22 protein-coding genes and 1 tRNA gene are annotated in these 22,979 nt (G+C 62.9%); 13 read left to right on the top strand and 10 right to left on the bottom strand.

Going from position 1 to position 22,979, the window contains the following annotated elements; genetic code table 11:
• The first annotated feature begins 111 nt into the window (after positions 1-111).
• The 4 genes from HMA55_RS03155 (at position 112) to HMA55_RS03140 (ending at position 4,591) form a co-directional block, all read left to right on the top strand.
• Positions 112-2,163, top strand: coding sequence for a pyruvate formate lyase family protein (locus HMA55_RS03155; protein ID WP_181192028.1), 2,052 nt, complete (start codon positions 112-114; stop codon positions 2,161-2,163).
• 42 nt (positions 2,164-2,205) lie between these two features.
• Positions 2,206-2,457, top strand: a complete 252-nt coding sequence (gene grcA2 / locus HMA55_RS03150) for an autonomous glycyl radical cofactor GrcA2 (RefSeq protein WP_181191635.1) — start codon at positions 2,206-2,208, stop codon at positions 2,455-2,457.
• Positions 2,458-2,460: 3 nt separating this feature from the next.
• The gene (pflA, locus tag HMA55_RS03145) at positions 2,461-3,336 is read left to right on the top strand and encodes a pyruvate formate-lyase-activating protein (RefSeq protein WP_181191634.1); all 876 of its coding nucleotides are present in this window, start codon (positions 2,461-2,463) and stop codon (positions 3,334-3,336) included.
• A gap of 184 nt (positions 3,337-3,520) precedes the next feature.
• Entirely contained in the window at positions 3,521-4,591 is a 1,071-nt protein-coding gene (locus HMA55_RS03140) for a magnesium and cobalt transport protein CorA (protein ID WP_181191633.1), read from the top strand.
• Here HMA55_RS03140 and HMA55_RS03135 read toward each other — a convergent pair.
• Positions 4,588-5,037 carry a PaaI family thioesterase gene (locus HMA55_RS03135; protein WP_181191632.1) on the bottom strand — a complete coding sequence of 150 codons (450 nt, stop codon included), beginning with the start codon at positions 5,035-5,037 and terminating at the stop codon, positions 4,588-4,590. The two genes, HMA55_RS03140 and HMA55_RS03135, sit on opposite strands and share 4 nt — an antisense overlap.
• 52 nt (positions 5,038-5,089) lie before the next feature.
• Between HMA55_RS03135 and gndA the strand changes: the two genes are divergently transcribed.
• The 6 genes from gndA to HMA55_RS03105 are packed head-to-tail and all read left to right on the top strand — an operon-like array spanning position 5,090 to position 12,676.
• Positions 5,090-6,559 carry an NADP-dependent phosphogluconate dehydrogenase gene (gene gndA, locus HMA55_RS03130; RefSeq protein WP_181191631.1) on the top strand — a complete coding sequence of 490 codons (1,470 nt, stop codon included), beginning with the start codon at positions 5,090-5,092 and terminating at the stop codon, positions 6,557-6,559.
• Between the two features lie 42 nt (positions 6,560-6,601).
• Positions 6,602-7,906 carry a DEAD/DEAH box helicase gene (locus HMA55_RS03125; RefSeq protein ID WP_181191630.1) on the top strand — a complete coding sequence of 435 codons (1,305 nt, stop codon included), beginning with the start codon at positions 6,602-6,604 and terminating at the stop codon, positions 7,904-7,906.
• A 17-nt stretch (positions 7,907-7,923) separates the two neighbouring features.
• Positions 7,924-9,294 carry a hemolysin family protein gene (locus tag HMA55_RS03120; protein WP_181191629.1) on the top strand — a complete coding sequence of 457 codons (1,371 nt, stop codon included), beginning with the start codon at positions 7,924-7,926 and terminating at the stop codon, positions 9,292-9,294.
• Positions 9,291-10,343: a hemolysin family protein gene (locus tag HMA55_RS03115; protein WP_181191628.1), complete on the top strand. Its 1,053-nt coding sequence runs from the start codon at positions 9,291-9,293 to the stop codon at positions 10,341-10,343. The genes HMA55_RS03120 and HMA55_RS03115 overlap by 4 nt, the downstream gene beginning before the upstream one ends.
• On the top strand, positions 10,343-11,203 hold the full coding sequence (locus HMA55_RS03110; RefSeq protein WP_181191627.1) for a 3-methyladenine DNA glycosylase: 861 nt from the start codon (positions 10,343-10,345) through the stop codon (positions 11,201-11,203). The genes HMA55_RS03115 and HMA55_RS03110 overlap by 1 nt, the downstream gene beginning before the upstream one ends.
• Positions 11,204-11,251: 48 nt before the next feature.
• Positions 11,252-12,676 carry a VWA domain-containing protein gene (locus tag HMA55_RS03105; RefSeq protein ID WP_181191626.1) on the top strand — a complete coding sequence of 475 codons (1,425 nt, stop codon included), beginning with the start codon at positions 11,252-11,254 and terminating at the stop codon, positions 12,674-12,676.
• A gap of 78 nt (positions 12,677-12,754) precedes the next feature.
• Here the strand turns inward: HMA55_RS03105 and HMA55_RS03100 are convergent, their stop codons facing one another.
• The 5 genes from HMA55_RS03100 to secA2 form a co-directional block, all read right to left on the bottom strand.
• Positions 12,755-13,321: a MerR family transcriptional regulator gene (locus HMA55_RS03100; RefSeq protein ID WP_374680585.1), complete on the bottom strand. Its 567-nt coding sequence runs from the start codon at positions 13,319-13,321 to the stop codon at positions 12,755-12,757.
• 117 nt (positions 13,322-13,438) lie between these two features.
• Positions 13,439-13,999 (bottom strand): bifunctional nuclease domain-containing protein, encoded by a 561-nt coding sequence (locus HMA55_RS03095; RefSeq protein WP_181191625.1) that lies wholly within the window; start codon positions 13,997-13,999, stop codon positions 13,439-13,441.
• Entirely contained in the window at positions 13,999-14,751 is a 753-nt protein-coding gene (ftsR, locus tag HMA55_RS03090) for a transcriptional regulator FtsR (protein WP_181191624.1), read from the bottom strand. The genes HMA55_RS03095 and ftsR overlap by 1 nt, the downstream gene beginning before the upstream one ends.
• A gap of 20 nt (positions 14,752-14,771) precedes the next feature.
• Positions 14,772-15,197: an oxoglutarate dehydrogenase inhibitor Odhl gene (gene odhI / locus HMA55_RS03085; protein WP_181191623.1), complete on the bottom strand. Its 426-nt coding sequence runs from the start codon at positions 15,195-15,197 to the stop codon at positions 14,772-14,774.
• An 87-nt stretch (positions 15,198-15,284) separates the two neighbouring features.
• Positions 15,285-17,576: an accessory Sec system translocase SecA2 gene (gene secA2 / locus HMA55_RS03080; protein WP_181191622.1), complete on the bottom strand. Its 2,292-nt coding sequence runs from the start codon at positions 17,574-17,576 to the stop codon at positions 15,285-15,287.
• A gap of 110 nt (positions 17,577-17,686) precedes the next feature.
• On the opposite strand from secA2, the gene HMA55_RS03075 reads away from it, so the two are divergent.
• The 3 genes from HMA55_RS03075 (at position 17,687) to HMA55_RS03065 (ending at position 19,466) form a co-directional block, all read left to right on the top strand.
• Entirely contained in the window at positions 17,687-18,913 is a 1,227-nt protein-coding gene (locus tag HMA55_RS03075) for a bifunctional alpha/beta hydrolase/OsmC family protein (RefSeq protein WP_181191621.1), read from the top strand.
• Positions 18,914-18,915: 2 nt separating this feature from the next.
• Positions 18,916-19,314, top strand: coding sequence for a YchJ family protein (locus HMA55_RS03070; protein ID WP_257802257.1), 399 nt, complete (start codon positions 18,916-18,918; stop codon positions 19,312-19,314).
• 78 nt (positions 19,315-19,392) lie between these two features.
• Positions 19,393-19,466: transfer RNA gene (locus HMA55_RS03065), tRNA-Pro, on the top strand.
• Between the two features lie 31 nt (positions 19,467-19,497).
• On the opposite strand, the gene HMA55_RS03060 is transcribed toward HMA55_RS03065, so the two are convergent.
• From HMA55_RS03060 to HMA55_RS03045, 4 genes are read right to left on the bottom strand one after another with little or no spacing between them, the layout of a single operon-like run.
• Entirely contained in the window at positions 19,498-20,379 is an 882-nt protein-coding gene (locus HMA55_RS03060) for a 3-hydroxyacyl-CoA dehydrogenase (RefSeq protein ID WP_181191620.1), read from the bottom strand.
• A 53-nt stretch (positions 20,380-20,432) separates the two neighbouring features.
• Positions 20,433-20,969 carry a gamma carbonic anhydrase family protein gene (locus HMA55_RS03055; protein ID WP_181191619.1) on the bottom strand — a complete coding sequence of 179 codons (537 nt, stop codon included), beginning with the start codon at positions 20,967-20,969 and terminating at the stop codon, positions 20,433-20,435.
• A gap of 60 nt (positions 20,970-21,029) precedes the next feature.
• Positions 21,030-21,995: a diacylglycerol/lipid kinase family protein gene (locus HMA55_RS11490; protein WP_181191618.1), complete on the bottom strand. Its 966-nt coding sequence runs from the start codon at positions 21,993-21,995 to the stop codon at positions 21,030-21,032.
• Between the two features lie 35 nt (positions 21,996-22,030).
• Positions 22,031-22,969: an alpha/beta hydrolase family esterase gene (locus HMA55_RS03045; RefSeq protein WP_181191617.1), complete on the bottom strand. Its 939-nt coding sequence runs from the start codon at positions 22,967-22,969 to the stop codon at positions 22,031-22,033.
• Between the last annotated feature and the right edge of the window lie 10 nt (positions 22,970-22,979).

The following is a 22,979-nucleotide window of genomic DNA, read 5'->3' as shown; positions in this document are numbered from 1 at the left end:
CCGCCGGAGATCCTCAAAGATTTATCACCGAAGGACCGTGCAACTGTGACTGTTTCTACAGAGCCGCAAACCGAAAACCGCGCGTGGGAAGGTTTCACGCCGGGACCGTGGATGGAACGCATCGACGTCCGCGATTTTGTCCAACGCAACTACACCCCCTACGACGGGGATGCTTCGTTCCTTGAAGGCGCGACCGAAAAGACACTGCGCCTCTGGGACTACCTAGACAAGAACTACCTCGCAGTCGAACGTGAACGCCGTGTCTACGACGTAGACACCGAAACACCCGCCGACATCGACGCATTCAAGCCGGGATTTATCTCGGAGGACGATGACGTCATTGTCGGTTTGCAGACGGACACTCCGACGAAGCGCGCCATGATGCCCAACGGCGGGTGGCGCATGGTCGAACAGGCCATTAAGGAAGCCGGTAAAGAGGTCAACCCTGATGTGAAGAAGATCTTCACGCAGTACCGCAAGACCCACAACGACGCCGTCTTCGACATCTACACCCCGCGCATCCGTGCAGCGCGCTCCTCCCACATTGTGACGGGCCTGCCGGACGCCTACGGCCGCGGCCGCATCATCGGCGATTACCGGCGTGTGGCCCTCTACGGCGTGGATTTTCTTATTGAGGAGAAGCAGCAGGCGAAGGATGCCTCCCTGGAGAAGGGGTTCTCTGAGCACTGGGCACGCTACCGCGAGGAGCACTCCGAGCAGATCAAGGCGCTGAAGAAGCTGAAGAAGATGGCCGAGGACTACGGCTTCGACATCTCCGGACCGGCTACTAACGCGAAGGAAGCCGTGCAGTGGACCTACTTCGGCTACCTCGCCTCCGTGAAGAGTCAGGATGGCGCCGCGATGTCCATCGGCCGCCTGTCGCCTTTCCTCGACGCCTACTTCGAGCGCGACTTGGCCAACGGCACGCTCACCGAGGTTGAAGCTCAGGAGATCATTGACGCGCTCGTGATTAAGCTGCGCATCGTTCGCTTCCTGCGCACCGAGGACTACGATCAGATCTTCTCCGGTGACCCGTACTGGGCGACTTGGACAGACGCTGGCTTCTCCGAGGACGGCCGCCACCAGGTAACCAAGACCGCTTTCCGCCTCCTGCAGACGCTTCGCAACCTCGGCCCGGCCCCGGAGCCGAACATCACCATCTTCTGGGATCCGGCACTTCCGGAGGGGTACAAGGAGTTCTGCGCCGCCATCTCCATCGAGACGTCCTCCCTGCAGTACGAGTCTGACAAGCAGATTCGAGACAAGTGGGGCGACGATGCCGCCATCGCCTGCTGCGTGTCCCCGATGCAGGTGGGCAAGCAGATGCAATACTTCGGCGCGCGAGTCAACGCCGCAAAGGCCCTGCTCTACGCCATCAACGGCGGCCGCGACGAGGTCAGCGGCAAGCAGATCACCGACGGTGACCACACGCCGATCGAAGGCGACGGCCCGCTGGACTTCGACGAGGTCTGGGAGAAGTACGAAGAGATGCTGGACTGGGTTGTCGGCACCTACGTTGAGGCCCTGAACATCATCCACTACTGCCACGACCGCTACGCGTACGAGTCCATTGAGATGGCGCTGCACGACTCTGACATCGTCCGCACCATGGGCTGTGGCATCGCGGGCCTGTCTATCGTCGCCGACTCCCTGTCTGCCATTAAGTACGCCAAGGTCACCCCGGTGCGCGACGAGTCCGGTCTAGTTGTCGACTACATCACGGAAGGCGAGTTCCCCTACTACGGCAACGACGATGACCGCGCTGATGACATCGCCGCCACGGTGGTGCACACGGTGATGCAGAAGATCAAGGCCATCCCGCTGTACCGCGACGCGATCCCGACCCAGTCGGTGCTGACGATCACCTCCAACGTGGTCTACGGCAAAGCCACCGGCTCTTTCCCCTCCGGCCACAAAGCCGGCACCCCGTTCGCTCCGGGTGCGAACCCCGAAAACGGTGCGGACAACCACGGCATGGTCGCCTCGATGCTGTCCGTGGGCAAGCTCGACTACAACGATGCGCTGGACGGCATCTCGCTGACCAACACGATCACCCCGTCGGGCTTGGGCCGCAACAAGGAAGAACAGGTTGCCAACCTCGTCGGTGTCCTCGACGCCGGTTTCATCATGGACAACGCCGATGTGGCAATCCACCCAGCCTAACCAGACCCCCTACCCCATCTACCCATTCTGAAGGAGCACCCGATGTCTACCCCTACTTTCGATGAGCGCCTCGCTTCCATGAAGGCATCCCGCGCCGCCAACAACATGGAGGCCGGCCTGTACCACGCCAACATCAACGTGCTGGATGAGTCCACGCTGGAGGACGCGATGGAGCACCCGGAGAACTACCCGAACCTCACCGTTCGCGTCTCCGGCTACGCCGTGAACTTCGTCAAGCTGACGAAGGAGCAGCAGCGCGACGTCATTTCCCGTACCTTCCACCAGGGCGCATAGTCTATGGCCCAAGACGGAACCAGCGGCGTCGTCACGTTATCGCCTGAGCAGGGCGATCGCGTGCGCGGCGTCGCTGCCGGCTTAGGCGGACTGTCCACCGACGACCTGGAGATTACGCGCCCCGAGCTGTTTGAGGCCCGCCGCACAGGCGAGATTGGACTCATCCACTCGTGGGAGCTCGTAACTGCTGTGGACGGGCCGGGCACGCGGATGACCATCTTCCTCTCCGGATGCCCGCTGCGGTGCAAGTACTGCCATAACCCGGACACGATGGAAATGAAGGAAGGCACGCTCGAACGTATCGACGACGTGGTTCGTCGCGTGCTGCGTTATAAAACTGTCTTTAACGCCACCGGCGGCGGGCTCACGCTCTCCGGCGGGGAGCCACTGTTCCAGATCGCCTTCACGCGGCGTTTGCTTCATGCGGTCCACGATGCCGGTGTCCATACAACCGTAGACACCTCTGGCTTCCTTGGCGCTCGGCTCACTGACGAGGATTTGGACAACATCGATCTCTTCCTCCTCGACGTGAAGTCGGGAGACCCGGACACCTACGAGCACGTCACTGCCCGCCAGCTGCAACCGACCATCGATTTCGGCGACCGGCTACACGCGAAGGGTAAACCCGTGTGGGTGCGCTTCGTGGTCGTTCCCGGTCTGACGGATAGCGAGGAGAACATCCGCAACGTCGCGGACATCGTTTCGCGGTGGAAAGGCACAGTGGAACGCGTCGAAGTTCTTCCCTTCCACAACATGGGTGAAGACAAGTGGGACAAGATCGGGCTGGACTACGAGCTGAAGGGGGTCACTCCCCCGAGTCCCGAGGCTGTTGAACACGCCCGCGAGATTTTCTGCAGTCGAGGCTTGACCGTGTTCTAGCGTTCTAGCGTTCTAGTACCGGGGTTGTCCCGTTCTCTACCCCGGTTAGACAACCGACCACTAGAGCGTAATATCACCTAAGTTGTCCAGCGTGCCCCCGGGTGCGCTCTCCGCCGGAGGACCCCAGCAACGCAGCGGTGCTGCCACGTTGCGGCCCTCGCACGAGTGAAAGGGGGCTTGAGCTATGCCGCCGCGTATTCCGATGCCGGGTCAACGACCGAAGAAGGTACAGCCCCCCACTGGCGGCATCCCCGTCCCACTCGAGCGCCAGATCGACTTCTGCCGCGTCTTTGTGGACGGAAAGCGCCAGCCCGGTAACGTCCGCATGGGGCACGCGCTCGAGGTAGTAGAGCGTTACGAGAACGCCTTCGTGTGGTTGAGCCTGAAGGAACCTTCAAACGAGCAGATGGAGAAGATCGCCGAGATCTTTGATATCGAGGACTTGGTCGTCGACGATGTCGTGGACGCTCACCAGCGGCCGAAGATCGAGCGCCATGACGAGCAACTGTTCATGGTCGTGCGTTCGGTGTCCTACCGTGACGACGAAGAGGTCGCGGATGCACGCGAGATCATTTCTACCGGTGAAGTGCAGATGATCGTGGGCGAGAAGTTTGCCATCACCATCCGCCACGGTGCCCGCCTGCCGGACCTCACTGCGAAACTTGAGGACGAGCAGGAACTTGCGGTCCTTGGTCCGACAGCTGTGGCATGGGCAGTGTCCGACTACCTGGTGGATAACTACCTCAAGGTTACGGACCTCCTCGAAGACGATGTGGATGACTTGGAAAACGAGGTCTTCACCCCGCGCCGCACTATCAACATTGACAAGATCTACACCTACAAGCGCGAGATCCTGGAGATGCGTCACGCCATCGATCCGCTGGCACCCGCGCTGCGCAACGGTCTGAACAACAACAAGGACTTGCTGCGTAAAGCGTTGCGCACGTACTTCCGCGACGTGCAAGACAACGCGACAATCGTGAGCGACCGCCTCTCCGGCTTCGACGAGCGCCTCACCTCGCTTCTCGACGCATCCGTGGCCAAGGTGACGATGCAGCAGAACTCCGACATGCGCACCATCTCCGCGGTGGTGGGGATGGCGGCGGTGCCGACGCTGGTCGCCGGTATTTATGGCATGAACTTCGAAAACATGCCGGAGCTGGGTTGGCGCTACGGCTATCCAGCTGCGTTGCTGGTCATGCTCGCGGCGATTTCCGCGATGTGGTGGTGGTTCCGAAAGAACCACTGGCTTTAGCTGTCCATCACCATCAGCTTAAGGTTGGTCACGGCGGCGAGCCTGCCGCCCGCACTCATTTCCACGCGCCAGAGGTGCGTTCGCTTACCGACGTGCACCGGCTTCGCCACTGCGCGGATAGTCTCCCCTTCGCGCACACTGCCGAGAAGGTCCGTGTAGTTACTCATGCCCACTGCCGGTTTGCCGCATGCGGCCACGGCAGCAAGGGAGGCGAGGGTCTCCCCGATGACGCAGTACACTCCCCCATTGGCAATACCGGTCGGTTGAAGGTGGCGCTGCTCCACCGTCAGCTCGCCCTCGAGCCGGTCCTTAGCGCAGTACGTGAGTTTCAAGCCCAGAGTTTGGGCGAAGTCGAACTGCGCTGAGTTTATGTTGTCGAGTTCGGCCTGCGTCATCGGCGGGTCGATGACCTCTTGGTACAACCGCAGATTCTTCTCCAGTTTCATGCCCGTCGATGATACGTCCGCCGCGGGGCTGCGTCCGCGTAGAATTCGGCGTATGACTGCAGAACGCAACGGTGACCAGCTTGCTCAGATCGGTGTTGTCGGCATGGCGGTGATGGGCTCTAACCTCGCCCGCAATTTCGCTTCCAAGGGCCATACGGTGGCCATCTATAACCGCTCGCCGGAAAAGACACGCTCAGTGGTGGAGGAATTCGGCGCGGAGGGCGATTTCCTCCCGGCGGAGACCATCGAGGATTTTGTGGCGTCGCTTCAGCGCCCGCGCAAGGCCGTCATCATGGTTCAGGCCGGCGCGGCAACGGACGCGGTCATCGCGCAGCTCGTAGAGGCCATGGATGACGGCGACATCATCATCGACGGCGGTAACTCCCTTTTCACAGACACCATTCGCCGCGAACGCGAGGTCGCAGCGGCTGGTCGCCACTTTGTAGGCGCGGGCATTTCCGGCGGTGAGGAAGGCGCGTTGCGCGGCCCGTCGATCATGCCTGGCGGCCCGGTGGAGTCCTGGGAAACTCTTGGTCCTCTGTTGGAAGACATCGCCGCGAAAGTCGACGGCACCCCGTGCGTGACCCACATCGGACCCGACGGAGCCGGCCACTTTGTCAAGATGGTCCACAACGGCATCGAGTATGCGGACATGCAAGTCATCGGCGAGGCGTACCACTTGCTGCGGTACGCCGCCGGTCTGGATCCGGCGGAGATCGCGGACATCTTCACCGAGTGGAACAAGGGCGATCTGGACTCCTACCTCATAGAGATCACCGCTGAGGTGCTACGGCAGGTAGACGCGCGCACCGGCAAGCCGTTCATCGACATCATCGTCGACGCGGCCGGCCAGAAGGGCACGGGCCGCTGGACGGTCAAGGAGGCACTGGACCTCGGTGTGCCCACCACCGCGATTGGCGAGGCCGTGTTCGCACGTGCGCTTTCCTCTGCCCTCGCGCAGCGCGAGGCGGCGCAGGCAACCACCCTGCCGTCGGGTAAGACCCAGACGTGGGAGACGTTAGGCGTCGACAAGCAATCGTTCATCGAGGACGTGCGCAGGGCTTTGTACGCCTCAAAGCTTGTCGCTTACGCGCAGGGCTTTGACGAGATCAATGCCGGGTCGCAGGAACACAATTGGGACATCAAGCCGGGCGATCTCGCGCGCATTTGGCGGGGTGGCTGCATCATCCGCGCGAAGTTCCTAGACCGCATCACCGAGGCCTATGAAAATGACCCGCAGCTGCCGTCGCTGCTGTTAGATCCCTACTTCAAGGGTGAGCTGGACAAGGGTCTGGTGGACTCGTGGCGCCGCGTGGTGGTCGCCGCAACCCAGCTTGGACTTCCGGTGCCGGTTTTCGCATCCTCGTTGTCGTACTACGACTCTCTGCGTGCCCAGCGTCTGCCAGCTGCACTCATCCAGGGCCAGCGCGACTTTTTCGGCGCGCACACGTACAGGCGCGTCGACATGGAAGGCACCTTCCACACCACGTGGTCAGGAGAGCGGGAGGAATTGAGCTACTAGCTCAGCTAGTCGCCTGGTAGGCGACCGCGTAGACTGCGCTGAATGACTACTTTCGCCGACCTTGGTCTGCCCAACGCCATCGTCTCTGTCTTGCAAAAACAGGGCATTGCCGAACCTTTCCCTATCCAGGAGGCGGCGATCCCTGATGCACTCGCCGGCGAAGACGTGCTCGGTCGCGGCCCGACGGGCTCCGGTAAGACGTTCACATTCGGCCTCCCTATGCTTGCCCGGCTCGCTGGAGCTCCAAGCACTCCCGGCCACCCGCGGGGGCTGGTGCTCGCACCAACGCGGGAGCTCGCGACGCAGATCCGGGAGCGTCTCGACGACCCGGCTGCGGCGCTCGGTTTACGGGTGCTTGACGTAGTTGGCGGTGTCAACATCAACCACCACATTCGCTCGCTTGCTGCCCCCGTCGACGTGTTGGTGGCCACCCCTGGCCGCGCCGAGGACCTGATTAACCAAAAGAAGCTCTCTTTTGATTCGGTGCAGATTACCGCGCTGGACGAGGCGGATCAGATGGCGGACATGGGGTTCCTCCCCCAAGTTCGCAAGTTGCTGGACCGCACCCCTACAAACGGGCAGCGTCTCCTCTTTTCCGCCACCCTAGACGGTGACGTGGAAAAACTCATTGAGCGCTACATGCACGACCCAGTCACTCACTCCACCGCGCCGGTTGAGGCCGCGGTGGACACCATGGAGCACTACCGCTTGATGGTCGGCGGACGGGAGCAGCGCAACGACATCGCGCTGCAAATCGCCGCCCGCGAGGGCAAAACCATCATGTTCATGCGCACTAAACACGGTGTGGACCGCCAGGTAAAAAAGTTGCGCCGCGTAGGGATTCCCGCCCAGGGGCTGCACGGCGACAAGGGCCAAGGTGCCCGGACCCGCGCGCTCGAGGGATTTGCTGACGGCTCCACTCCCGTCCTCGTGGCCACTGACATCGCCGCGCGCGGCATCGATGTCGACGACGTTTCGCTCGTTGTGCACGTGGATCCGCCCGCCGAGCACAAGGCCTACTTGCACCGCGCTGGCCGCACCGCTCGCGCCGGCACTTCAGGCACGGTGGTAACGCTCGTCATGGATGAGCAGGCGAAAGACGTCGCTCAGCTGCTACGTAAGGCGGGTGTGGACGCACCCGAAGTAAAGGTGGCTCCCATGTCGGAGACCTTGGTTACAATCACCGGTGCACGCACGCCGGAGGGTGCGCCCCTTCCCCCGCCGGGCCAGCCCCAGCAAGGACGAACGGGCACTGGCTCCGGTAGCCGTAGGGCGGGCAATAACCGGAACCGCAGCAACAACCGCGCGCATCGCGCGAACCGAAGTCGAAGGAGTAACGGCCGCTAAGGCACAGACCACCACCCATGGACCTCTTGTTCTCCATCCTCGCCCTCCTGGCGTTTGTGGTACTCACCGCGTCAACTGGACTCTTTGTTGCCATCGAGTTCGCCATGACCGGGCTCGAACGATCAACGATCGACGCTCACGTGAAAGATCGCGGTGACAGCACCGCGCGGGCTGTAGCTCGCGACCACTCCAACCTGTCTTTCGTCCTCTCCGGCGCTCAGTTGGGCATCACGGTGACCACGCTCGCTGCCGGTTTTCTTGCTGAGCCCGTGTTGGGCAGGTTCTTCACCCCCGCGCTCGAAGCCGTTGGTTTGCCTGCAAACGCCTCGTCAACCGTCGCACTCGTCCTCGCTCTCGTCGTGGCGACGTTGCTGTCAATGGTGTTCGGCGAACTGGTGCCGAAGAACGTGGCCATCACCGACCCGCTGAACACCGCGCGCGCTGTGGTGCCTCCGGTCCACTACTTCAATATGGTGGCAAAGCCGTTCATCAATTTCCTCAACGCCTCGGCGAACTGGGTGGTGCGGAAGATGGGTATCGAGCCTGCAGACGAGCTCGCGTCCGCCCGCTCCTCCCAAGAGCTGGGGGCGATGGTGCGCAGCTCTGCGGAGGCCGGCGGGTTGGACGCGGCAACCGCCGCCGTGATCGACCGCTCGTTGCGTTTCGGCGAAACCACCGCCGAAGAGGTGATGACACCGCGTTCCACCATTGACTCGCTGGATGCAGACGACACTGTTGCCGATTTGATCACTCTCGCCCGGCAAACGGGGCACTCCCGATTCCCTGTTCGCCGCGGCGACTTGGATGACACCCTCGGCGTGGTGCACATCAAGGATGCTTTTTCGGTGCCCCACGAGGATCGCGGGTCGACGAAGCTTGCTTCCCTCGCCCGCAGGGTGCCGTTCGTGCCAGGCACCCTCGACGGGGACTCGGTGCTCAACCGCGTGCGTTCCGCTGGTTCCCAGGTTGTCTTGGTGGCCGACGAGTACGGCGGAACTCAAGGTTTGGTCACCATCGAGGACCTGGTGGAGGAAATCCTCGGCGAGGTCTACGACGAGTACGACGACAAGGAAGGCGAGAAGGACTTCACCCGCTTCGGCACATCCTGGGAGGTATCCGGGCTTGTCAGACTGGACGAATTAGAGGAGCGGACCGGTTTCGCTGCCGCGGACGGGCCGTACGAGACGCTTGGCGGCTTGATCATGGCCACCCTCGGCCGGATTCCGGAACTTGGCGACGAGGTTGTGCTGCACGCGGCCGTGTCCAGTTTCCAGGAGGAGTTTCAGTCTGGAGGCGCCGGCGCCTGGCTGGCACAGGTCAGCGAGATGGATGGCCGCCGTATCGACCGGGCCATGCTTCGCCCAATCCCGCCGGAGGAGGCGAAATGAGTATCTGGATAGCCGCGCTCCTCATCATTGCCCTACTCGCCGTGAACGCGTTCTTCGTGGCCGTCGAGTTCGCGCTCGTCTCCTCCCGGAAGGATCGCCTTGAGTCTTTGCTCGCCCAAGGAAAGACGAAGGCGGAGGGAGTGCTCTACGCAACGGAGCACCTCTCGATCTATCTTGCCGGCGCGCAGTTCGGCATCACTGTGGCGTCCCTTGTACTCGGCAAGGTAGCCGAGCCTGCGATCGCCGCCTACATCGAGGCTCCGTTCGAATCACTCGGGTTGCCCGACGACCTGCTGCACCCGGTGTCGTTTGTCCTCGCACTGTTGATAATTTCATTCCTCCACATTCTGTTCGGTGAGATGGTGCCGAAAAACCTCGCCATCGCTGGTCCCGAGCAGATGGCGATGTGGTTGACGCCCGCGATGACGGTGTGGATGAAGATCACCCGCCCCGTTATAGAGTTGCTCAACTGGATCGCCCGAAAGACGCTGCTCTTGTTCGGCATCGAGCAGCGCGACGAGCTGGAATCAACCGTTGACCAGGAGCAACTCGCCAGCATGATCCAGGAGTCTCGGGAGGAGGGGCTGCTCGACGCCGAAGAAACCGTCCGACTCGCCAAGGCCCTGCGTCAGGACTCGCGGCAGCTGAAGGAGGCGATGATTCCGCTCGATCAGTTGAAGACCATCCCGTACGATCCGCGCGGCATCCGGCTTTCTGCGATCGAGCAGGCCGTCCAAGAGACGGGGTACTCGCGCTTTCCGGTGCGGATTGATGCCAGCTCGCTCGCCGGCTACGTCCACGTCAAGGACATCCTGGATCTCATGGAGTTCCCGCAGGGCGACCCCCGTGTGTCGCTGAAGCGGATCCGTCCGCTAACGACGATCGAGGGATCCCAGTCCATGGACGACGCGCTCGCCCAGCTTCACCGCCGCTCCGCGCACATGGCCGAGGTCCACGACAACGGCATGCTCGTGGGCGTGGTGGCTCTGGAGGACCTCATTGAGGAGTATGTGGGCACAGTGTCGGACTGGACCCACGAGGACGACTGATGCAGGTCCTCACCCCGGAGGAGTACCTGCCCCGTATCGCCGCGCACGAGGCACGCGCGGAGAAGTGGGCGGGGCCACGCGTCGCCCGGAGGGCGAGGGGCGAATACCACCCAGTCTGGGATTTCCTCTTCGACTACTACCCACAGCGGCCCTCTCACCTTAAGCGTTGGCATCCCGGGGCGGGCGTCTGCCTCACGGATGCAGAATCGCTCCCGCACACTCGCTGGCGAGACTACGTGACCGATGGCGACGGAACTGTGCGCCTCGATGTTCAACGCTTCCTCGACCATCGCCGCGGAGACGTAGAGGAGGCGGCGGCGATCCTTCGGTCCGTCGATAAGCGCGAGGCCCATTTCGATTGCTTCGGCATGCATGAGTGGGCGATGGTCTACCGCACTGATTCCCCTCGTCACAGTCTCCCCCTTCGCCTCGGTGCGGAGGGCACGAACGCCGTGGTGGAAACGCACACGGTGAAGTGCTCGCACTTCGATGCGTTCCGATTTTTTACGCCCGCTGCCCGTCCGCTGAACCTCACCGTACTGACGCGCGAGGGTCAGCCTGCCAACGACCAGGCTGGCTGCGTGCACGTGAGCATGGATTTATATAAGTGGGCGATGAAGCTTGGGCCGCTGGTGCCCGGCGAGCTGCTCCTGGATTGCTTTGAGCTAGCGGCGGACGCGCGCAGGCTGGACATGGAGGCCTCGCCATACGATTGCCGCGGCCTTGGGTTCGACGTGGTGGCCGTCGAAACCCCCGAGGGCAAAGCACAGTACGTGGCCCGACAACGCGAGCTGACGCGACGCGCGCAGCCGTTGCGTCGACGGCTTGTCGCCATCCTCGATGACGTGCACGAGGGCTAGACTCGGCAGAAGGTTTCCACTCGGTCGATTGAGAAGGCGGCGGTTCCGATGGCAAAGCACGCAAACGGCAAGAATAACTACAAGCTGTCGGGGGGCGCGATCGCCGTCATTGTTGCGCTAGCGCTTTTCATCGCGGTTGCCATTTGGTGGGTCGCCGGCCGCGGGAGTCAGAACCAGGAGAGCCAGGCACAAGAGTGTGTCGCGGGCGAGCTCACGCTCCCCATCGCAGCTGCAGACACGGAAGCGGGACACTCGCTTATCGACGCCTACGGGAAAACCCACCCAGTTGTCAGGGACTACTGCGTCCGAGCTGAACTCGTAGACGATGTCACTGACGCCGCGGTGTACCTCGCCCCCGACACCGGTGTGTCCCGTCAAATACTGGACAGCGCCGGGCGGAGCATCGCCGTATCTGATCCGAAGCCCGTATCCAGCCAGGCCGTCGGCGTGGCCGGGAAGGGCGAAGTCAAGCTCGAAGACCTGACAGTAGACAAGGTTCTTTTTCCCGTGCGGGACAATCCCACCGCATCCGCGCTCGTTGCTTCCCAGGTGGCGGGCAATGATAACGCTGCGGTCCAGGCACTCACCGCGCAGCGGATTGATTCCGCCGCGAACTTCGACGCGGCGAACGGCAAGGTCTTAGCGACGACGGAAACCACCGTCCCGGAGGGTTCGACCTTTACGCCGGTTGGTGCGAAGGCGGTATATGTCGCTTTTCCGCTGAATCAAAGCGACCGTGTGGACGAGAACCAGGCCCGAGCTGGCCAAGACTTCGCACGGGTCGCAGCCGAGCAGTTCGATGGTTCTGAAAAGGATCAACCCGTAATCTCCGACCTGGTGTGGGCGGCCGCGCTACCCGCAGGCGGGGAGGCCATCACCGGGGACACAGCGCAGAAGGGCAGTGACTCCGACGGCGCGGACCCGGCGAACCATGCCGGCTCCTTGGCAGCTGCGGACACGCTGTTTCTTCTCGACACTTCAGACGCCATGGCCCCGTATCTCCAGGCTGCAAAAGACGCCATTGCGGATGCTGCTGTCGAGCTTGGTGCTCAGGGTAAGCAGGTTGGCTTGTGGAATTACTCCTCGCCTCTGAATCCAGGCGTGCAGGTCGGCTACCGCCAGAACATCACCGTCTCCCCCGATGCCGACTCGGTGGCCGTTGCGGTGCGCAGGTTCCTCACCGGGGGTGTGCCGCAGACCCGCCAGGCTGTGGAAGCTGCGGCAGGCGTGTACGGCGGTTTGGAAACGACCACTCGCGTGGTAGTGGTGACTACGGGCACCGCCGATGCAGGCAACGACCAGGCATTCCTGGACGCGGTGCGAGGTGCCGCGGGCGACAAGGTGGAGATCACCGTTGTCCGCGTCGGCGGCGGTGAGGTGGACCACGCGCTCGAATCCGTGGCGGCACATACCGCCGATGCCGAGGAACCCGGAGACATCGCGGGTGCGCTCAACACGGTGGTGGGGCTGTAGCTTCCCGCTTTAGCGAGTGCGTACGCGAAAGCCCGGGCTGGAAGGGAGTGGATCCAGCCCGGGCTTCGACGCGGGTGACTAGGAGGTTTTGCGGCGGCGGCGATCGGCCAGCTCGTCGAAACCAATGACGTTACCTGCGTCCTCGTCCATCACACGCTCAGATGGGAAAGCCGAGATGGTGCCAGTGAGCTCCTTCATGATCTGAGGGACGGCAATACCGAACACCCCTTGCCCACCACCTAGCAGGTCGATGATTTCTTCGTTGGAGCGGCACTCGTAAACCGTGACTCCGTCGGAGACGAGGGTGATCTCGGCAATGTCCGAAACGCCGCGGTCGCGCAGTTTGTCCACCGCGAGGCGGATATTCTGCAGAGAGATTCCGGTGTCCAGTAACCCCTTGACGATTTTGAGGACCAGGATGTCTTTAAACGAGTACAAGCGTTGGGAACCGGATCCCTTGGCACCGCGGATGGAGGGGCGCACCAAACCGGTGCGCGCCCAATAATCGAGCTGGCGGTACGTGATGCCCGCAACCTGGCAGGCAATTGGCACCCGGTAGCCCACCTCGTCCGACGGGCCAACGTCGAAGAGCGATTCCTGTACTGCACCAAGCTGCTCGTCCTGGTTGTCCTCGATCATGCTCATGTAATTACTCCCATGAAAGTTAGCTGTGCGCCTAGTGGCTATTAAAGGCCAGCATACGCAGCTGGTCAATAGTCACATGCGTAACACGCCGAAACTCTCAAGGAAAACTTGAGGGTTTTACCCCTCCTCGGGGTCGCCCTCCCCCAAATCCGAGTCCTGCACCCCCAGGCTGCGCATCAGCGCCTCGAAGTCTGCGTCAGCCTGCGCGTCGCCACTGGCGGATGCAGATTGGTCCGGCATATTGCCGGTGTCGATCTCGGTTTCCAAATAGCGCATCGCGTCCTCTTCGGAAATGAACACCGAGGCTTGAGCGGCGACTGCATCGTCCACAGTCAGCTCCACATCAATCTCACTAGCCAACAGCAGCGCATCGCTGGCGCGCAGATCGATCTCCGTACCGCCGACGAGCGTCAAGGTAGCCATGAACGTTCCGTTGAGGTAGCTGGAGAGCTCGATCGCCTCAACGCCAGCGGTGACACCGCCGATAAGCTGCGCCAGCGCGTCTGTTGGGCGGGGACGGTTCGGTGCCCACCCATCGAGGCGGGCAGCCAACTCAGATCCCTCCATGGGTGGCAACCACACCGGAATGCACCGCCCGTTCGTTGAGCGCTGCAGGAGCGCGCAGAGAAAATCCTCTGGCCCAACCGGGAAAACGCCGAGAAGACTAACCGCCTCCATTAGCTCCCCAACTGCTTACGCAGCTCGTTCTTCACCAAGGACGCATGGAGGGAAACCACCAGAGCGGACATCTGCTGGGCGATCTCTTCAGCTTTTTGTTTCGCGGTGATCTTTCCGGATTTCGCCACCGGTTCCGCAACCTGGTTGATCATGTCCGCCTGACGTGCCGCCGCGGTACGCAATGACTTCAGGTGCCTCGCGTCGAAGCCGAACTCGGCGAGGGATAACGCGGTGGTCACGGTACGTACGTCGTCAGCCGTGAAAAGCCCTGCGGCATCCGGGGAAATTAGCCCGACCTCGATGTACTGGGCAATCGTTTCGGGATCGGCCTGCGCTTGCTCAGCCACGTCCGTGTCGGTGAGCTGGGTTGCCGACGGTGCCCGGAAATTCTCCGGAGAGATCATGGGTTCGGATTCACCCGCGCTCAGAATCGCGGTGACATGGCCGGAATCCATGGCCTCAAGCTGCTCACGGATGACCTTCAACGGGAGGTAGTTGTCCCGCTGGGTCACCAGGATATAGCGCAGGCGCTCAACGTCCTCGTCAGTGAAGCGGCGGTACCCGGAGGCGGTTCGCTGAGGGGTGATTAGGCCCTCAGACTCGAGGAACCTGATCTTAGAGACCGTCACGTCCGGAAACTCGGTGCGTAGGCGCTCCAACACCACGCCGATAGACATGGTCTTGGCAGGTTTGATGGCCTTGCCAGGCTTCGCAGCTGTGGCGGCGGGTGCCGTCTGACGGATTGCGCTCACGTGATCGAACTTTCCTCTAACTAGTTGCCGGCGGTGATGAAGACGAGACGAAACTTACCAATCTGAATTTCGTCACCGTTGGTCAGCTCCTGGGAGTTACGCGGCTCACGGTTCACGTAGGTGCCGTTGAGGGACCCGACATCCACGACCTCGTAGCCGCCCTCGTTGCGGCGGAACTCTGCGTGGCGGCGAGAAACAGTCACATCGTCCAGGAAGATGTCCGCCTCCGGGTGGCGGCCTGCCGTAGTGGATTCCTGATCCAGCAGGAAGCGTGCGCCTGCGTTAGGGCCACGCTTAACCACCAACAGCGCCTCCCCTTCAGAAAGCTGGTCCGCACCGGCAGCCGAGTCCACTGAGGATGCGGCCCCAGACTCCATTTCCTTGAGCAGGTCAGCGCGGAACACCGAGGTGGTTTCGACCTGGTTCTGCGGCGTGTTGTCGCTCATGGGTAACTCCTGACTTTCGAGTCGTGGTTGAGATCTCCCGCCATAATAGCGCCCGCCCCGTCCGCGGGTGCGGCTACCGGAGAATGGCTAGCGGAAAATATTTCCGATACCGGAAATGACAGAATTCCCGGAACCTGCGAGCGGGTTGTCAGAAACCATGTAGGTCCATGTGGCACTTGGGCGCTTCCACCCCGCGTCTTCCAGATGCGCCCCGTCCTCGTCGATATCCACGGTGTTGAACGTCTCCACCGCGGCAGCAACGGCACGGTTGGCCAGGTCTTTGAACTCTCGAACGGCGATGCGGTGGTACTCGTCGATAGGCGTCTCGCGCGCGATGGCGCGTAAGTGGATGGATTCGCGAACGTCGTCCATGAGCGCCAAATGCTCAGACCATTCCGCATCGAGATGGAAGAGCATGATGTCCCTGGCTGCCTGCTGGAGGACGGGTATGGGCAGGTGGGATAGTTCCGACGCGCGCTGCGGAGCCCGCTCAGCCAGCTCGCGCCAGGCTGTGTCAGTGTCCAACAGTGTGGCGCGACGCTCGTCCAAAATGTCACGGTGATCCGCCAACAGCTTGTTGTATTTCCAAGTCTGGGAGTGAATCTCCAGCAGCTGCCCTTCGGTGACGCGCTGGCAATGCTCAATGAAGTGTTGCGCCCTGTTGCCGGTGATTCGCCCGTCGGGATCGGGCTGCGCGGTGAACTGCTCGCCGTCCCCGCCTGTGGTGACAATGTCGTCGTCGAGTGAAACGAAGAAGACGCTCGTGCCCGGGTCACCCTGGCGGCCTGCCCGTCCGCGTAACTGATTATCCAGGCGGGCGGTTCGGTGGCGGGCCGTTCCCAGCACGGCCAGACCGCCTAGGGCCGCAACATCCTCGCGGTCGGCTTCGTTTGCCCCGCCGAGACGGATGTCCGTGCCGCGGCCGGCCATTTGGGTAGACACTGTCACCCGGCCCACATCGCCCGCCTCGGCAACAATCCGGGCCTCCTCCGCGTCATTCTTCGCGTTCAAGACGTTCACTGCGATGCCGCGCTGCCCGAGCGCGCCCGCAAGCGCCTCAGATTCGGCCACATCGTGCGTGCCCACCAGCACGGGCTGGCCTGTCTGGTGGATGCGCACAATCTCCTCGACTATGGCGGCGTTCTTCTCTTCCATCGTCGCGTAGATGTGATCCGCCTCGTCGAAACGCTGCAGCTCGTTGGCACGGTCGATCACCGAGACATGCAGGCCGTAAAACGAGCGCAACTGGTCGGTCGCCTCCACCGCGGTGCCGGTCATGCCGCAGACCAGCGGGTAGCGGCGCATCAACGCTTGCAAGGTGATGGAATCCAGGATCCGACCACCCTCCGACACGTCCAGTCCCTCTTTCGACTCCACCGCAGCCTGCAGCCCGTCCGGCCAGCGCTGCAACTCAGCAACGCGCCCCCGAGAGGCGTCCACCAGCGCGACCTTGCCGTCTTCGACGATGTAGTGCACGTCCCGGATGAGAAGCGCTTTGGCATGCAGCGCCAGGTTGACGCGGACCAACGTGGTGCCGATGTGTTCGTCGGAGTAAAGCGACTCGATACCCAGCAGGCGCTCGACATTCGACGCGCCCTCATCGGTGAGGAAGGCGTTGCGGCCCTCGGCGTCAATGGTGTAATCCCGTCCCTCCTGTAGGTGGGAAACGGCCTCCGTGATCTGGCCGGTTGCCTGCTTCGACCCCTCAGATCCGGCGAGCACCAGCGGCACGAGCGCTTCGTCCACGAGCACACTGTCCGCCTCGTCCACCAGCGCCACGTCTGCCGGCACCTGCACTGTCTGATCGCGGGAGGTGATCTGGTTGTCACGCAGGTGGTCAAAGCCGATCTCGGTCACGGGCGCGTAGATCACGTCGCAGCGGTACGCTGCCACGCGCTGATCGCGTGTCGACGCCTCCGTGACCGCCGCCACCCGCAATCCGAAAAACTCCACCAACGGACGCATCCACTCCGCATCTCGCGCGGCCAGGTAATTGTTCACCGTGATCAGATGGACCCGCTTGCCCTGCAGCGCGAAGCCGGTCGCGGCCATCGCGCCGACGAGCGTCTTGCCTTCGCCAGTAGCCATCTGGATCACGTCGCCCTCGAGCAGCCGCAGCACAGCCTGGTTCTGCACTTCGAAGGGGGTCATCCCCAACGTGCGCTGGGACGCCACGGAAAGCCCTGCGAGAAAGCGCGGCTTATCGGCTACCGCCCCGTCGCGCACAGTGGATCGGACGGTGGAGGCGAGCGAAGCGTCGTCGAGAAGCGACAGCTCCTCAATGAGCCCATGCGCGTTCGCCACCACGGCCTTCGACCTTTTGTTGTTGCGCTCCGAGGTGGAGCCCATGGCCTTCCAGAACCACTCAAACTTGCCCATAAATGGAAAGAATAACGCCAACGTGCCAAACGGTTGGTGCGACGATTAGTCTTGCAGCGAAAGTAACCGTGGCGCGCACTGCGCCGAGCCGCAGGAGGAAACGGCTACCAATGCTGTCAATGAACGTGAAAGTCCCGTCGTCGAAGGGCCACATGATGGCCGGCACCATCGACCGCCCGGACGGACCCGCACAGGCCTACGCGATCTTCGCCCACTGTTTCGCGGGCTCGCGACACACCCCGGGCGCCTCGCGCATCTCGAAGCAGTTAACGGAGCACGGCATTGCGACATTGCGCTTCGACTTCCCCGGCCTGGGCCAGTCTGAGGGCGAGTTTAGGAACACGTCGTTCTCCGAAAACGTCGACGACATCGTCGCTGCCGCCCAGTGGCTCGAAGAGAACTACAAGGCGCCGCAGCTACTCATGGGCCACTCCCTCGGCGGCGCGGCCGCACTCAAGGCAGCTACCCGCCCCGAGCTGAAAAAGATGATCAAAGCCGTAGCCACCGTCGGCGCGCCCTTCGATCCGGCGCACTCAGTACTGCACTACGCCCACGCCATCGGCGAGGCCGATGCGAACGGCTCCGTCGGCGTGGTGCTCGGCGGGCGCGAGCTGACCATCTCGCGCGAGTTCCTCGAGGACCTCGCGGATACCAACCCTGAGGAATACCTGCCCAAGCTGCGCAAGCCGCTGTTGCTCGTACACTCGCCTATCGACGTCACCGTCGGCATCGACAACGCCCAGAACATTTTTTCCCTGGCCCGCTACCCCAAGTCGCTGATGGCGCTGGACAAGGCGGACCACCTGCTCACCCGCCAGGGAACCGCGCAGCGTGCCGCAGACATCATCGGATCTTGGGCGGTGCAATACATCCAGCCGCTGTTCGTCCCGGCGAAGACGACCGACACCAACGCGGTGTCCTACTCCGCCCGCGGGACGAAGTACGGCGACGTGGTGCGCACCTCCGACGTCGCAATTACCACCGACCGTTCCAAAAACACCGGCGGCAAGGGCCAGGGTGTCACGTCGACCGGCCTGTACATGTCCGCGCTCGCGGTTAGTTGCTCTCAGGCAGTGCGTGAGGCAGCCAAGCGCATGTCGCTTGACGACGTCCGCGTGGAAGTCAACCACAACGGCGACGGCACGTTTACCCGCCTGATCACCCTCTACGGCGACCTGTCTGAAGACGAGGTGGAAACGCTACGCGCCGCCGGCGCCGCCTCCACCGTGGACGGTTACGTGAAGAAGGGCGAGATCGAAACAACCGTTGAAACAGCCTCGCTGGAGCGGCGCCGCCGCCAGAACAAGCTCCACCGCGCGGAGCGCCTGGGCAAGTAGTGGTGGGCGCATCCAGGCAGCAGGCGGGCTGGCGGGACTTGTGCCCGTGCGGGCAGGGCTTGCCGTACGAGGCGTGCTGCGGCCGCTACATCTCCGGCGGTTCCAACGCACCAACTGCCGAGGCACTGATGCGCTCGCGGTTCACGGCGTACGTGCGCGGCGCGGGCGATTACGTGGCGTCGACCTGGGCCGAGGAGACCCGACCCGCTGATCTGGCTGTGGACGCGTCCGGCGAGCCGTTCACCCAGCTCCAAATACTGGACACCGCCGGCGGCGGCCCCTTCGACGCCCAGGGCGTGGTGGAATTCGCCGCCCACTACCCCGGCGGGGTGATGCGGGAGCGCTCCCACTTCGAACGCCGCGCCGGACGGTGGGTCTACGTCGACGGTGTCATTCGGTGACCGGGCGGGTGACCAGCCGGTTTTGGCCACGTATGACAGTGCTGTAATATTTTCCGAGTTACCGTTTCGGTAGCGGATCGGGCTGTGGCGCAGTTTGGTAGCGCACCACACTGGGGGTGTGGGGGTCGCAGGTTCAAATCCTGTCAGTCCGACAAAGCACTCTCTGGGGCGGGGGGCACCCGGTTAGGAGACGACCTTGCCGTTCGCGTCGTACGTGAAGAAGCCTTGGCCGGCCTCAAGGCCTGTCTTGCCCTCGGCAATCATCGGCTTCAGGGTCTGCTCGACAAAGTCTTTCTGCCACTCGGGTGCGTTTTCGTTGGACTCGATCACTGCGACCAGGGTGCGCACGCCGACGAGGTCCATGATTTCGATGGGCCCGCGCGGCGAGCCGGTGGAGTTACACCAATCGCGGTCGATGTCCGTGGGGTCTGCAATGTCGTGGTGCAGCAGGTACATGCCTGCGCTGAGCAGCGGCACGAGCAAGGTGTTGAGCACATAGCCCGGTTGCTCCCGCTTCAACCGCACAGGCACCATGTTTATCTGCTCTGCAAACTCGACGAGCTGCTCGACGTACTTCGGGTCGGTGCCCTCGTGCGGCATAATCTCGGCGGTGTTCTGAATCCAGATGTGGTTTGCAAAGTGCAGCGCCAGGAACCGTTCTGGGGCCCCGCTGGCGTCGGCGAACTTACTCGGCATGAGCGTGGAGGTGTTGGTGGCAAACACCGTGGTCTCCGGAGCGTACTCCCCAACCTGCGACCAAACCTTGCGCTTGAGCTCCAAGTTCTCGGGGATGGCCTCGATGACCAGATCCGCGTTCGCCAACGCCTCTTTCAGGTCGGACGTTTGTGTGAGGTTGGCATGCGCCGCCGCGATGGAATCGTCGTTCGCTGTCTCCAGCTCCTGTTTCATTTGCTCGCCTATGGCGTTGAACCGCTGCTTGCCGGCTGCGAGGGCCTCCTCGTTGATGTCGTAGGATACGACCTTCTTACCCGCGAAGGCGGACACGAAAGCAATCTGTGCGCCCAGGACACCTGCACCAAGTACTGTTACGTTATTGAATGTCATGGCCGTCACACTACGCCTGTATTTGCGACCACGGGGCGGTTTTCCTGTGATATTCACATCAGATCCGCACGGGCCACCGGCACCAAGCCGCTCCTCGCGCGCCGTCCCAATTCGACGTAATACGCCGCGTGCTTCAACCGCGCCTCGTAGGTCTCCGGCTCGAGGGTGCGCTTAACCTTTGCAGGCACGCCGGCGGCGAGGGAGAACGCGGGTAGCTCTTGGCCCTCCAGCACCACTGCCCCGCCGCCGACGATGCTGCCCCTGCCCACCCGCGAGCGCGAGAGCACCGTCGAGCTCATGCCGATCAAGCATCCCGGTTCGATGTGGCAACCGTGCACCATGGCCAGATGGCCGATGGTCACATCGTCTTCAAGCACGGTCTCCCCATCTGTGTCCACGTGCAACACGGATCCGTCCTGCACGTTGACGCGGTCGCCGATGCGGATCGCTCCCACATCGCCGCGGATGACCACTCCCGGCCAGATGTTGGCGTCCTCGCCGATAGTGACGTTGCCGATGATGGTGGCCTCGTCAGCGACGAACGCTGATGGGTGGATGCTTGGTGTTTTGCCTTCGAAGCTGTACATCATGCGCCCCATTGTGCCTCCGCGGATCCAGGGGCGTGCGGGTGTCGGCAGCGTCGCTGCCCGTCAACACACCACCCGCAGCGTGCCGGGCATCACAACAAACGTCGCCGCGTTGACTGCGCCGGCGCCGTCACCATCGAGTTCGAGGTGCTCGGGCTCCGTGAACTCCAAGGTGATACGTCTTCCCTCCAAATACTGCATCGCCCTCGGCAGACGGGCGGGCTCGCGCGCGGGGAGTTCATCGGGCAGTAGTGCGTTGATCCCGCCGCGGACGGTGTCTACAGCGAGTTTGCCGCCAATCTCCGCCCAGTCTGCTACATCTTCGGCGCGCAGCACTACGCCGTCGAGAATGCCGTCGTCCGGCCGCGCCTCGGGCAGCAACGGGATACGGCCGACCAGATCGCTGCAGTTTCCAACGATGCATGAGTGCAACGAGGTGATGACCGAAGGTTCGTCATCAAGCGTAATGCTCGCGTCGATACTGTTGCCGCCGCCGAGGGACTGCAACACCGCGGGAACGTAGGCCAAAGGGCCCACGGCTGCCTTCAGGCTCTCGCGCGTCCGGTGGATCATGCCGGCGTCTACCCCGACGCCCGCCATCACTGCGAAACCGGAGTGCTCGGTGTGCCCGTCCGGGTAGGTCAGTTCGGCTCGGCAGAGGTCGATGAGCCGGTCACCCCCGCTAAACGCCCGCTGCACCGCGGATTCCAGCAATAGCGGCACGCCCAAGTTTCGCGCGAGCATATTGCCAGTGCCCGCCGGCACAATGGCCATCGGGACGTGCGAGCCCGAGACGGCGAGGGCCACCATGCGGACGGTTCCGTCGCCGCCGGCCGCAATGATCAAATCCGTTCCCTCTTCCAGCGCGCGGGATGCCTGAGTAAAACCGGGCCCCTCCGCAGTCGTTGCGGACCAAGTGACGCTTGCGCCCGGCCAGCTATAGCGCTCCACAGCACGCCGCAAGCGGCCGACGTGGACCTTCGTGGGGTTATACACAACCGTGACCTGCGGGGGTGGAGCATCTCTCACGGCGCATATCGTAGCTGCGCCCTGCGTAACCTGCCCTACGAAACCCCGACGCCGAAAAACCGCAACACTGCGCGGGTTGCAAACCCGGAAGAAACTGACGCAGAGGTATCAGCGGTGCCGCCCGGCCACACGTGCGATCCGCCCTCGATGCGGTAGTGCTCGAGTGCGGCGTCGCAGTCGTCCCAGGTGGCCTGCACGACCGTGTCCGAGAGACGAATTTCCTCCTCACGGGCGCAGTGGTTGCGCACCGCCGCCTCCACAAGCATGTCGTGTGTAGAGTCGTACACCGTCTCATGGCGCTCGCCACCGTTGTAGGAAATCACCGGGTCCGCAGTGCCGTGGAAGTCGATGTGTTTCATGGGGATCTGTGAGCACCCCTCGGATACCCGCTGGTAAAACGCACCCGCAACCGTGGCCACACCCGTAAATTCCTGCGGCCGCTGGCAACCCACAAACGCCGCGAACCCGCCGCCGTTGGAGAAACCGGCAGCGAACACCCGCGCCCGGTCGATGGAGAACTCCTCCTCCAGCTGCGAAACCACGTCATCCACAAACGTGAGGTCCTGCTGCCCCGTTGTTGTCGCGTACGGTGCTGGCGCCCAAGCGTTGTCCACTCCGTCCATGAATGCGACCACTGCGTCCGCCTTATCCAGCTGGGTGTGTTCCCGCATCCTCTGGGCATCCTCCCGGTAGCCGTGGAATACGAGAATCAGCGGCAGCCGCTCACGTTGCCGGGCGCCCTTCGGCACCGACAGCACGTAGTCCCGCTTCAACCCTGCGGAGGTGATCTGGCGCCGCTCCACGGATGGGTCCGACCACGGCTCCACCTCCCGCACCACGTCCTCCGGGGCCTCCGGCCGCGTGGAAATGGCGGTGCGCAGCCGTGACGGATCTCCAGAGCACCCGGCCACGCTGAAGCAGCTCACCGCAAGGCCGACAGCTAAGGCTACGCGAATCACGGGGCGGTCCAACACGGAAGGTAGA

The organism is Corynebacterium wankanglinii, from assembly GCF_013601005.1.
GTDB lineage: Bacteria > Actinomycetota > Actinomycetes > Mycobacteriales > Mycobacteriaceae > Corynebacterium > Corynebacterium wankanglinii.
The sequence above is the reverse complement of the archived record's forward strand: the minus strand, read 5'-3'. Positions and strand labels throughout refer to the sequence as shown.

Bases quoted from the DNA above. Each gene is read 5' to 3' on its own strand.
- HMA55_RS03155 (WP_181192028.1), top strand. From the start codon at position 112: ATGGAACGCATCGACGTCCGCGATTTTGTCCAACGCAACTACACCCCC.
- grcA2 (WP_181191635.1), top strand. From the start codon at position 2,206: ATGTCTACCCCTACTTTCGATGAGCGCCTCGCTTCCATGAAGGCATCC.
- pflA (WP_181191634.1), top strand. From the start codon at position 2,461: ATGGCCCAAGACGGAACCAGCGGCGTCGTCACGTTATCGCCTGAGCAG.
- HMA55_RS03140 (WP_181191633.1), top strand. From the start codon at position 3,521: ATGCCGCCGCGTATTCCGATGCCGGGTCAACGACCGAAGAAGGTACAG.
- HMA55_RS03135 (WP_181191632.1), bottom strand. From the start codon at position 5,037: ATGAAACTGGAGAAGAATCTGCGGTTGTACCAAGAGGTCATCGACCCG.
- gndA (WP_181191631.1), top strand. From the start codon at position 5,090: ATGACTGCAGAACGCAACGGTGACCAGCTTGCTCAGATCGGTGTTGTC.
- HMA55_RS03125 (WP_181191630.1), top strand. From the start codon at position 6,602: ATGACTACTTTCGCCGACCTTGGTCTGCCCAACGCCATCGTCTCTGTC.
- HMA55_RS03120 (WP_181191629.1), top strand. From the start codon at position 7,924: ATGGACCTCTTGTTCTCCATCCTCGCCCTCCTGGCGTTTGTGGTACTC.
- HMA55_RS03115 (WP_181191628.1), top strand. From the start codon at position 9,291: ATGAGTATCTGGATAGCCGCGCTCCTCATCATTGCCCTACTCGCCGTG.
- HMA55_RS03110 (WP_181191627.1), top strand. From the start codon at position 10,343: ATGCAGGTCCTCACCCCGGAGGAGTACCTGCCCCGTATCGCCGCGCAC.
- HMA55_RS03105 (WP_181191626.1), top strand. From the start codon at position 11,252: ATGGCAAAGCACGCAAACGGCAAGAATAACTACAAGCTGTCGGGGGGC.
- HMA55_RS03100 (WP_374680585.1), bottom strand. From the start codon at position 13,321: ATGAGCATGATCGAGGACAACCAGGACGAGCAGCTTGGTGCAGTACAG.
- HMA55_RS03095 (WP_181191625.1), bottom strand. From the start codon at position 13,999: ATGGAGGCGGTTAGTCTTCTCGGCGTTTTCCCGGTTGGGCCAGAGGAT.
- odhI (WP_181191623.1), bottom strand. From the start codon at position 15,197: ATGAGCGACAACACGCCGCAGAACCAGGTCGAAACCACCTCGGTGTTC.
- secA2 (WP_181191622.1), bottom strand. From the start codon at position 17,576: ATGGGCAAGTTTGAGTGGTTCTGGAAGGCCATGGGCTCCACCTCGGAG.
- HMA55_RS03075 (WP_181191621.1), top strand. From the start codon at position 17,687: ATGCTGTCAATGAACGTGAAAGTCCCGTCGTCGAAGGGCCACATGATG.
- HMA55_RS03060 (WP_181191620.1), bottom strand. From the start codon at position 20,379: ATGACATTCAATAACGTAACAGTACTTGGTGCAGGTGTCCTGGGCGCA.
- HMA55_RS03055 (WP_181191619.1), bottom strand. From the start codon at position 20,969: ATGATGTACAGCTTCGAAGGCAAAACACCAAGCATCCACCCATCAGCG.